The 7,343-nt window shown below is 53.7% G+C and carries 9 protein-coding genes and 1 pseudogene; 7 read left to right on the top strand and 3 right to left on the bottom strand.

What is annotated here, in order from left to right; translation table 11 throughout:
- Positions 1–32: 32 nt before the first annotated feature.
- Complete coding sequence (locus HUJ17_RS08300; RefSeq protein WP_290510255.1) at positions 33–671, top strand: hypothetical protein; 639 nt, start codon at positions 33–35, stop codon at positions 669–671.
- 78 nt (positions 672–749) lie between these two features.
- Positions 750–1,154: a hypothetical protein gene (locus HUJ17_RS08295; protein WP_290510254.1), complete on the top strand. Its 405-nt coding sequence runs from the start codon at positions 750–752 to the stop codon at positions 1,152–1,154.
- A 768-nt stretch (positions 1,155–1,922) separates the two neighbouring features.
- On the opposite strand, the gene HUJ17_RS08290 is transcribed toward HUJ17_RS08295, so the two are convergent.
- Positions 1,923–2,528, bottom strand: a complete 606-nt coding sequence (locus tag HUJ17_RS08290) for a helix-turn-helix domain-containing protein (RefSeq protein ID WP_290510253.1) — start codon at positions 2,526–2,528, stop codon at positions 1,923–1,925.
- Positions 2,529–2,598: 70 nt separating this feature from the next.
- Between HUJ17_RS08290 and HUJ17_RS08285 the strand changes: the two genes are divergently transcribed.
- The 4 genes and pseudogenes from HUJ17_RS08285 to HUJ17_RS08270 form a co-directional block, all read left to right on the top strand.
- A complete protein-coding gene (locus HUJ17_RS08285; RefSeq protein ID WP_290510252.1) occupies positions 2,599–3,474 on the top strand; it encodes an alpha/beta hydrolase in 876 nt (291 codons plus the stop codon).
- A 73-nt stretch (positions 3,475–3,547) separates the two neighbouring features.
- Positions 3,548–3,811: an enoyl-CoA hydratase-related protein gene (locus HUJ17_RS08280; protein WP_290510251.1), complete on the top strand. Its 264-nt coding sequence runs from the start codon at positions 3,548–3,550 to the stop codon at positions 3,809–3,811.
- Positions 3,812–3,947: 136 nt separating this feature from the next.
- The gene (locus tag HUJ17_RS08275) at positions 3,948–4,913 is read left to right on the top strand and encodes an NADP-dependent oxidoreductase (RefSeq protein ID WP_290510250.1); all 966 of its coding nucleotides are present in this window, start codon (positions 3,948–3,950) and stop codon (positions 4,911–4,913) included.
- 372 nt (positions 4,914–5,285) lie between these two features.
- A pseudogene (locus HUJ17_RS08270) lies at positions 5,286–5,534 on the top strand (IS91 family transposase); the annotation flags it as partial.
- Positions 5,535–5,692: 158 nt separating this feature from the next.
- On the opposite strand, the gene HUJ17_RS08265 reads toward HUJ17_RS08270, so the two are convergent.
- Positions 5,693–6,136 carry a MarR family transcriptional regulator gene (locus tag HUJ17_RS08265; RefSeq protein WP_290510249.1) on the bottom strand — a complete coding sequence of 148 codons (444 nt, stop codon included), beginning with the start codon at positions 6,134–6,136 and terminating at the stop codon, positions 5,693–5,695.
- A 95-nt stretch (positions 6,137–6,231) separates the two neighbouring features.
- Between HUJ17_RS08265 and HUJ17_RS08260 the strand changes: the two genes are divergently transcribed.
- Complete coding sequence (locus HUJ17_RS08260) at positions 6,232–6,678, top strand: hypothetical protein (protein WP_290510248.1); 447 nt, start codon at positions 6,232–6,234, stop codon at positions 6,676–6,678.
- 34 nt (positions 6,679–6,712) lie between these two features.
- On the opposite strand, the gene HUJ17_RS08255 is transcribed toward HUJ17_RS08260, so the two are convergent.
- A partial coding sequence (locus tag HUJ17_RS08255) for a cupin domain-containing protein (RefSeq protein ID WP_290510247.1) occupies positions 6,713–7,343 on the bottom strand: 631 nt, incomplete at its 5' end.

Raw genomic sequence — 7,343 nt, 5'->3', positions numbered from 1 at the left:
GGCGTTATGTGTGCGAATGAATCGGAGTAAGTATGAAATTAGTCAATATAGATGAAAAAGCTCCGGACACATTCTACATCTTTGTAAACCAGTTCAATCCTATTACGCATCATAACTTTAATCTCACCAAATCTTTTTTCTCGGGTGCAGCTGCTTCGTGCTCTGATGCTGGATTTTTGAAGAAATACATAGAAGGAAAAGTACGATATCTCCCCTATGAGCCGTGTAATAACGACGTTCTAGGGGTATCACCCTACTTTCTGACAGCGATAAATGACTATCGGATTGAGTATGATGCTGAAGTTTATAGAGAGAGACATCACCCTCTATACCCATCTAGACTGTCAGCTCTATATGCCTTTGGGGACCTAGAAACCTGTGAGCTTGTGTCAGGAAAATACCACTGGCCTTTGGATACTGTTCAGAAATTCAGGCTAAAAGATTGGCCGCTTACCAGAATAGTTAAAGTGAATATGGAGCATGTTTCGCTGGCTAGGCATGCCTATAAGGTTTCGATGCTTGAAAATATTGATAATCTGTGGGCCGGATATTGGTCAGGTTTTGACAATATAATCTTGGAGCTTCCAGCGGCTGGGTTTGAGCGTAAGAAATATGATTCAGGAGTAATCTGGGAATATTTAATTGAGGGTATCGTTGAATGTGCCGAGTGAAAACACATAACAAGGCCATGAACGTTCGGGCACTTTGTGCCCTGGACCTCGCTACGCTCGGCCCGTTATGGCAGCGTTATGGAGATAATGGTGGTTCCGATTAGAGTTGTAGGAGATATAGCCATCTGTCGTGATGGCGGAACTCTCCAAGTTAATTATGCCGATTATCTTAAAAGGGGGTTTTTGTTTACTCTTCCTGTTGTATGGGCGAGAGGCGAGTCTGGTCGCCCGGAAGTTTCTGGATATGGTTTTCCTAAGTTGGAGAGAATAGTAAGAGAAAAAAGAAGAACGAAAGGGAAAGGAGGTATTTACTATCTTACCTCTCGAGTCGAAGTGAATGTTTCGGTGAAGACAGCCTCTAAGATAGTTAAGCAGATTGAGAAGTTATCTAAAAATAATGAAAGAAATGATTTGTTCGCCAAACTTGTTAAAGGATTCAATAAGGTCATCCATAGCAATGCCATGCATTCGACAAGCGCATGATGGATGGCGTTAAATTTAGCCATGAATCGATCAACCATCTTAATTTTGATAATGCTACTTGCTGGCTGCGATACGTTTCCGAGAGTGACTTATAGCCTCGGCTCTGAAGTTGTCTATAAAGCCCAGGGTGATGTCTCAACCTTATGTGAGCGTTTATCATCTGTAGCTAACGCTCACAACCTCGAACAGAGAAGTCCGCGGAGGTCCGGCACGCAATGCTATTTTTCAGATTCGGATATGCACAGCCTTGTGTTGGGTGCGAGAACGCTAAATGAGCAACTAGTAGTTGATGTTGAGGCTTTCAACCGTATGGAAGAGTTTAGGTCTCTCAATCAAGATGTCGAAGAAATGCTTCAAGGGAACTACCCGGGAAAGTACCTTCGGGTATCTGAGTAAAAATTTAACAAGGCCAGGCACGGCGACGGCTTTTTCGCTGCGGCTTCGTCTCTACTACAAAGCCGCGCGTGCTGGCGGCGTTAGATTTCCCATGAGTAAAGAGCAGGTCATCGAATCTATAAGAAAAACTTTCCGAGACGTAAAGCCAGGTGATGGCATTGGCCTATGAGAGGCCCAGGCCATGGATGATTATGAATCGGAAGATGTCTGGAGAAAGAAACGGGAAACAGACGAGAATAAATTTATGTGTGTCCCCGAGTTTCCGAGTTTCTCCGACGGCAACTTCGCTGACTGGCTGCAGATATCCGCGAGGTTGATGAGAAGGACGAGGAAGCAGTTCGGCTCAAGAGCAAAACGTGAGCCGTTGGAAATCTACTCTTGTGATGTCGATCGGGTCGATTTTGGGAGGCCCGGCCCCGGTGCGAGAACGACATCGCGTGCGGTGAGTTCTTTATGGCACGCATCGCATTCGAGGCGCACATGAGCCTCGCCTGTGCAGCCGCTGTGTCGATAACGCCATGGCGGCCCCTCCGGCGTCATGTAGGCATCGCCCCAATCTCGTATCGCCATCAGGATCGGGTAGATGTCATGCCCTTTATCTGTCAGGCGGTACTCCTCGTGCGCGCTGCTGGGAATCTGCTGCTTTACCAGGATTCCGTGCTCAACGAGCCGGTCGAGTCGGTCCTGCAAGCGACTTCGGGACACTCCTAGCGCGCGCCGGAAGTCATTGAAGCGACGAATTCCCGTGAACGCAGCCTTCAAAACGAGGAGCGTCCAACGGTCCCCCAATACTACCAGCGGCCGCGTTATCGAACATGGGAAATCAGCAAGGTCTTCATAGCGCATAAACCGATAGTAGCACAACTCGACAGCACCTGGTTCTAAAACGAAACCATCATTGGCACTATCAGTCTCAAAATAAGACTGGTGGTTTCGAGTTAGGCCTGCTAGTCTCAAAATAAGACCTAAGATCAGCACGGACGCGCCCGGCCCTTCAGGTTGGGGGCGCGGTGAAGCGATCTAATTCGGGAAATGTCGGAGGACCACAATGATCTCTGAAGATCGGTCGAACTTCGCTGGTTTCAACACACGTGAGCTGCGCTGCGTCGGAAGTGGCCCAACGTTCGTGCTACTGCACGGCATATTCGACAGCGCAGATACCTGGTCCGGTTTGCTCGCCGCTCTCGCGAGCCGTGGCCATAGCGCAGTTGCCGTGGATCTACCCGGATACGGCCAGGCCGATCGCCGCCAGCCCGGTCCTGGGCTGACTCAGCTCGACGCATTCGTCCGCGACCTCGTCCGGGCCGAAGGCGCGAGCGAGCCAGCAGTCCTGGTGGGCAACTCGCTCGGCGGGAACCTCACGGTGCGAGCTGCGCTCGACCCCACCCTGCCAATAAGCGCCGCGATACCGGTCGATACCGCCGGCTTGGGCTATCAACCGTTGATCGAATCACTTATCGGGCGCTACTCGCCGCCTTCGGCCCTGGTCAGCCGCATCCCCTGTTTGGATCAGATAGCTATGAGTCGGCTGGGAGTGAAGTTCATTGCTCGCTCACTCTATGCCACACCAACCACCGCCGACCTCGAAGCAGCCGCACGAATGGCCACAATGCTGGGAACTGAGCGTGGATTTGCGTCTATCGCCACCGAGGGGCGTGCAATGTTGCGTGAAATGGATGGCGGTTTCGCCACCGGCGAAGTGCCCCCGATGCTCGTGGTGCACGGTCGCCGCGACATTATGATTCCTCCCTCAGCTTCGGTGCGCCTGCACCGCCAATTCCCCGGCAGCGAGCTGCGAATACTCGACCACTGCGGCCACTGCCCGCAACTCGACGACCCGACCCTGATTGCCGAGCTGATCACCGACTTCGCCCTGCGACAGCCACAGCAAGGCCAACTTCGGTCGTTGCAGACGAGCCGATGACCAGCTTTTTACATCAAAACGATCGTCATGCATGCGACGTGTTTGACACATCATCACGTCCCGCAGGAGTTTTATGAGCATCGAAACCAGCAGGAAAGAAAAAATTTTCGTTATTCGATTGAATCGGCGGGACAAGCGCAATGCGTTCGATGCGGAGATGATCGCTGGCCTCGACGCTGCATTCAACGAATTCGAAGATGATCCAGAGTTGTGGGCCGCGCTCGAAATGGCGCAACTCGTCTGCCGCGGTGCGCCGATATCGGTGCAGGAGAGTTTGGTCGCCTTGGAACTAGTCCACAGCGCCGACAACGACTTCGCTAGGCAGGTCACCGAATAGGCGATCGTCAACACACTTTCCTCGCAAGGCACTGCTGAAGATATTCAGGCGTTACTTGAACGCCGCGAACCCCGCTGGTCTGGCCGATAAACACGGACTACAGACTCTTCCTCCACAACAAATCAGGAGAAATTCAGTGAAGGCGATATATTTAGAGAGTTTTGGAGGACCTGAGGTCCTGCGCTACGGAGAACGACCCACCCCGCGTCCGCGCTCAGGGCAGGTATTAATCGAGGTATATGCCGCGGGTGTTAATCCGCGAGATTGGATGCTGCGACAGGGAACGTATGTCGGACGTCCGCTTGTCGGTCGGCCGCCGATCATTCCCGGTAGCGATGTGTCCGGTGTTGTTGTCGATGTCGGTGCGCAGGTCACTGGCTTTTCCGTTGGCCAAGAGGTCTTCGCCATGCAAAGCCAACTAGGACGCATGGGTGGATACGCCGAGTACATGGCAGTCGACGCTGCGTGCGTGGCTCCCAAACCAAAAGAGATCAGCCATGTTGATGCCGCTGCGTTGCCGGTGGCAGGGCTGACTGCATGGCAGAGCTTGTTCGAGCTGTCGACGGTCGCGACCGGCAGTCGCGTTTTGGTGGTCGGTGGTTCGGGCGGGGTTGGACACTACGCCGTGCAACTTGCTCATCATGCCGGCGCTCACGTGACTGCTGTCTGCAGCACGGGCAACGTCGAGTTTGTGCGCGAGCTTGGTGCCAACGAGGTCATCGACTACACCAAGGAACGATTTAATGACTTTGTACGTGGTCAGGATCTGGTCTTCGACACTCTCGGCCGGGAGAGCCTGAGCAGTTGCGGTGCGGTCCTGGACCCCGATGGTTGCTACATCACCACGGTACCTAACGCGAAAACGCTCCTGAGTTGGGCGCTGACAAGCCTTCGCGCCAAGGTTTTCGGTGGCCAACGAGCATCTGTCGTCACCGTCAGGTCCCGAGGTCAGGAGTTGTCGTCCCTCGCCGAGTTGATGACGCAAGGACACATCCGATCGGTCGTCGAGAACGTCTATCCGTTAGCCGAAGCGGCTGAAGCCCACCGGGCCAGCCGTACGTTCCATACGCGGGGAAAGCTGGTGCTACGTGTCCGGGACTGACTCGAGGATCTTCGAGAGCCGAGCGAGGCGTGGCGGCTTCAAACGCGCGGATCCTCCTCTGCGACGACAGATGTCTCACAATCGTGCTGCTGCACGGTATGTTTAACAGCGCAGACACTTGGTCAGGAGCAGTGGCTATAACGCGATCGTCTTAGAGCTACCTGGATGCGGTCAGGCTCCACCATCTGTCGCGGTAGGGCATCAGCGTGTGTCCTGGCTTCATGACTGCTATTCGTCCTTCTCAGACATTCAGCATTCGGACTTTTGCCTGCGCCTGCTCCAGATAGCTGACGTCCAGGCAATCCGGAGCCGATCAAGAATCACGTTGATGCCCTTATTGAGAAAGACAGGGGCAAAGCATGCTCGTCGCAGGAGCACTATCAGGCGTTTGTAGAGCTGATTGCCAGTGAGGGACGGACATTGCCGGGTTACGTGTGCCGAGAGTTTGACGAATTTCTGCGCTGCGTGAGCTAGCCGTATGTCGTAAGCAGCGGCGTTGATGGTCGACGAGGTTTTCCCGACCAGCTAGTTCGTCAATGGGTTTTGGGTTTTCCGTACCCGCTACGCTTCCTTTTCGCTAGCCGACCGAAGGTGATGGGCCGGGTGCTGGGCATCGTCTACCTCGGAGTATTGGGGGCAGCTCTTGCCCCGTGCTTCAGGTGGCAAAAGGCAAGATCGGATTCCGATGTTCGCTTTTCTGTTTTGTTGGCTGAATTAAGCTGGGAAATAAAGAAGGCAACGGGGTCCTGCATGCCAAACCTCGGCGGCAGATCAGGACGCTAGCGGTCCATTGAGACGGCGATTCGCTTAAGCACAGACAGTGTTGTTTCTAGTTCTTCCTTACTCATGTCCTTTGAGCATGTCGTTGCCCATCCCGACTGCTTTTCATCCAGCTTCAAATATACCGTTTTCCCTCGCTCCGACAGGCTTATCAGTTTTGCGCGCTTGTGGCCTGGATTGTCCTGGAAAACCAGAAGCTCATCCTGATGCATGGCATCAACCAGTCGTTGTACGGCTTGTCGTGTCAGTCCCATGCTTCTGGCTATTTGCGGCACGGTTTGCGGTTCACCCGCCAGGTAAAGCGCCCCCAGAATCTTCCATCGGGCACTGGTAATGCCATATTCCGAGCCCATATCGTCACCTTCACTGACAAGCAGCCCGCCCAGCTTGAAGACTTCAAGCACGATTTCGGTGAACACCGGGCCTTTCTGCGGGTCGTTCATAGGCATCCCTTCTGTAAATTGACAACATGTTGACAAGTTGAGTGGCGCTTTAGCACAATGACAACATGTTACCAATTTCCCTGCCGGAGGAAACCATGGCGTCCCTACTTCATCGCGTTGCCGCAATTATTGCCTTCTTGTGCATTGCCATGTTCTTTTCGGCAACCATTCTCGTCGAGCTTTTCGGTAGCGCAGAAGCCATCGCAACCCTGAAACGCCTCATCGTCTGGCCAGGCTTGTTGATTCTTGTTCCTTCCATTGCATTCACTGGCGCGAGCGGGTTCGCCCTGGCTAAAGGCAGAAGCGGAAAGCTGGTACGACAAAAGCAGAAGAGAATGCCGTTTATTGGTGCCAATGGAATATTGGTGCTGATTCCCTGCGCGGTAGTGCTTGATCATTGGGCATCGATGGGGGCTTTTGATACTGGTTTCTATGTGGTGCAAGGCGTCGAATTGATTGCCGGTGCCGTCAATCTCATTTTGATGGGAATGAATATGAGAGATGGCCTTAGGTTGAGTGGAAGATTGAGACGGTCCGCGTGAACAAAAGAAATTAGGTACACCCCCCAATAGGCATTTACAAATGCCCCACCTTCACATAAATCAACGCCCCGTCTTCTTTCGTAAACGGCGTATGCCGGCTCAGGTGGGGGCTGCGCAGCCAGCTGCCTTTGGGGTAGCGGCCATGCTCGTCATAAAAGGTGCCGTCCAGGACAAAGATTTCTTCCCCGCCCCAATGCTGGTGTGGCTGGAACTGGGTATGGGGTGCCCATTTTACTAGCGCTACATGCTCGCTTTTGAAATCGTGCAGGGGCATCACCGTCAGCCCCTCCACTAGCCCCGGTCGCCAGGGCGTGTTCAGGGTGTCGATCACTTTCTGCTCGGTGTCGTCCTGATCAAACTGATGCAGCTTGACCAGAATCGTTGCGCCTTCCTTGCCGATACGCGGGGTGTGAGAGGTGCCGATGGGGTTGCGCACGTAGGTGCCCGCCGGGTAGTCCTGATGCTCATCCGAGAACACCCCCTCCAACACCAGAAACTCTTCGCCGCCATCATGGGTGTGGGAGGAGAACGCACTGTGCGGGGCATAGCGCACAATCGACGTCGCCCGTGCCACCTCATCGCCGATCCGATCCAGCATCATGCGCTGAACGCCGGGCATGGGCGACGCCACCCACTGGTAATCCGTGGGTCGAATGACGACGCGT

The organism is Alcanivorax sp. (assembly GCF_014762765.1).
Classification (GTDB): domain Bacteria; phylum Pseudomonadota; class Gammaproteobacteria; order Pseudomonadales; family Alcanivoracaceae; genus Alcanivorax.
Note: the sequence above shows the minus strand (reverse complement) of the source record. Positions and strands in the feature narration are given on the sequence as shown.

Coding starts and splice junctions, on each gene's coding strand:
- HUJ17_RS08280 (WP_290510251.1), top strand. CDS start 3,548: ATGAGCATCGAAACCAGCAGGAAAGAAAAAATTTTCGTTATTCGATTG.
- HUJ17_RS08295 (WP_290510254.1), top strand. CDS start 750: ATGGAGATAATGGTGGTTCCGATTAGAGTTGTAGGAGATATAGCCATC.
- HUJ17_RS08260 (WP_290510248.1), top strand. CDS start 6,232: ATGGCGTCCCTACTTCATCGCGTTGCCGCAATTATTGCCTTCTTGTGC.
- HUJ17_RS08300 (WP_290510255.1), top strand. CDS start 33: ATGAAATTAGTCAATATAGATGAAAAAGCTCCGGACACATTCTACATC.
- HUJ17_RS08285 (WP_290510252.1), top strand. CDS start 2,599: ATGATCTCTGAAGATCGGTCGAACTTCGCTGGTTTCAACACACGTGAG.
- HUJ17_RS08265 (WP_290510249.1), bottom strand. CDS start 6,136: ATGAACGACCCGCAGAAAGGCCCGGTGTTCACCGAAATCGTGCTTGAA.